The sequence below is a fragment of the Actinomadura physcomitrii genome, from assembly GCF_008923205.2.
GTDB classification, from domain to species: Bacteria; Actinomycetota; Actinomycetes; order Streptosporangiales; family Streptosporangiaceae; genus Spirillospora; species Spirillospora physcomitrii.
On record NZ_WBMS02000095.1, the window covers coordinates 1 to 2258 of the forward strand.

At 66.1% G+C, this 2258-nt stretch carries 1 protein-coding gene and 1 pseudogene; both read right to left on the reverse strand.

The features are described from left to right. Nucleotides 1-1606 (reverse strand): annotated as a pseudogene (locus tag F8568_RS46375) (hypothetical protein); the annotation flags it as partial. 73 nt (nt 1607-1679) lie between these two features. After that, the gene (locus F8568_RS46380; protein ID WP_151600544.1) at nt 1680-2057 is read right to left on the reverse strand and encodes a DUF6507 family protein; all 378 of its coding nucleotides are present in this window, start codon (nt 2055-2057) and stop codon (nt 1680-1682) included. Between the last annotated feature and the right edge of the window lie 201 nt (nt 2058-2258).

The window sequence follows — 2258 nt, forward strand, 5'->3', positions numbered from 1 at the left end:
GGGGGATGTCGCCTCCGTCGGTCGGGAGGGCGGCTGGTGGTGGCCCGGGTGTGGTGGGTTGGGCCTGCACCGCTGGTCCTGGGGGTCCTCCTGCCGCGGTAGGTGCGGCAGCGGCGGCTGAAGCTGAGGCGGCAGCGGGGTTTGCTTTGAGTGCGTCGGCCAGGTCGCGGACGTTGATCCGTGCGAGCCTGTCGGCGGCGCCGGCGGCGTTGTTGAGCCCGGCCGGGTCGTTCATCGCCGGTGGGCGGTCGAACTTCATCCCCTTGTCGGGCATGAGGTCGCCGGCGCCGAGACGTTCGCCCGGAACATTGGCCGCGCTATCGAAGACCCGTCCTTCCACAGGGTCCAAGGAACGGGGCTTGACGATCTCAGGGACATCGATCTCAGTGAAGCCGAAACGAGGCGGCGGAGCCGGCCCTGGCGGTGGTGGTACCAGGCTCGGCTCGGTCTTCTTCGGGAACGCGTGCCGCAGGTCATTCAGGCCCTTGTTGAGCTTGGATATGCCCTTGGCCCCGCCGTACAGCAGCGATCCGACGTTCAGCACGCCGGATGTGATCACGTATCCGGGACGGTCGTTCCATTCCTGCCAGGGGACCAGAGAGTTCGCGAAACCCTTCCAGCCGCTCTTGACGTTGTGCCACCACTGTCCGACGGTCAGGTCCTGGTGGTAGACGCCGTTCTCGTCGATCCGCCCGTCAAGCTTTCCCACCAGCGTGCCGAGGTCGCCGAGAATTCCGCCCCAGTTGTCCTCCAGGCGGCCCAGCCACTGAGTAAAAGTTCCCGCTCCGCCGTAGCTGTCAGGGTCGCCGTAGACGTGCCCGCCGATCGCGTCGAGCCCGAAGGTGACCAGAGCGGACCCGAAAGTATAGATACCGTCTCCGACGTCTTCATACCAGGGTTTGTCTCGCGTTTGTGGAGCCCCCCACGGTGTGGGTGCGCCCTTCGGTGCCTCCGCCAGCCCGTAGATATGGTCACCGCGGTGTTTCAGTGGCGTGTCGGGTGCGAAATGGGTTCCACCGAAGAGCGCGGTGATCTTGTTCGCGCAGGCCCGCTCGGCCTCCTGATACTGCACCAGTGCCGCCATGGCGGCATCGTTCAGCCGGTTGTTCTCCTTGACCCACTCCCCGTTCTTCTGCCAGTCACCGAAATCCCCGTCCCAGTTCCCGTCGACCTTCGCGCGGAAGTCGGTCGCCTGCGCCCGCAGCCCGTGCAGCCTGGTGACGATCGGGCGGACCTCGTCGACGAACGCCAGCAGTGCCCCACCGACGGTCTTGGCCTCATGCCCGAACTGCTCTCCCGTCACCGGGACGTCCCGCGTCGCGGCGATCAGATCCGAGGCCTCGAGCGCCCGGTAGAACGCCGACAGGCCGCGCCACGCCGAATCGAGATCACCACTGGTCCTCGCGAACCGTTCCCCGACCCTTTTCAACGCGCGACCCGCGGCTTCCAGCTCGGCCAGATGAACATCCGGAACCGGCATCCTCGACGGATCGACCGGATCATCTGGATCAGGCTCCGGAGGAGGCTTTTCCGGAACGAACGGACCGTACGGAGTGACCGAAGGGTCCCGGACGATCACATCGTCCGGGCCGAGCGAATCAGCCATGCCTACCTCCGGCGCACACCCAGCACCATGACCCGCACGGCAACCCCCGGATCAGCCCCCGGATCAGCCGCCGCTACCATCGGCCACCCGCCTGCGGGCTGGGGGCGTCCACCGCGCGCCTCTGGGCCTTCTCCGCCATCTTGATGTCGCCATCCATATACGCATTCGTCGCGTCCATGGCACCCTTGACACAGCTGTGCACCTTGTGGAACGTGCTCTTCAAATCGGGTTTGACGGCCTTGACATATTCCCTCAGGGCGATACCTATCGGCTCGCTCGACGCGGCGGCCACGGCGTCATCCACATACTGCGCGAACTGGCCGGCCTGCTTCACCAGGCCACCGTTCCCCTTGCCGTCCTCACCCGCGTAAAGGGTCATGACCTTTTCCAGCACCGTTTGGACACCGACCGGATCGATGTCCCACCCGTCGATGTCCCCCCAACCCTTCATCCACACCCTCCCGCGCCCCGTGACACCAACTCGCCCGCACCGGCTGCCGCCGACACCCCACAGACCCGACCGTCCGAAATCACCACCGTTCGTCAACCCCCGAACCCGACCACGACCTGCAGCGCAAAAGACCGGTGGCGCGTCCGGCGATCGACCGGACTGTCTCCGCAACGGCTTTCTCACGCAGCCGCCGAGATACAC

Excerpts from the sequence above, each read along its gene's own strand:
- F8568_RS46380 (WP_151600544.1), bottom strand. The coding sequence starts at position 2,057 with ATGAAGGGTTGGGGGGACATCGACGGGTGGGACATCGATCCGGTCGGT.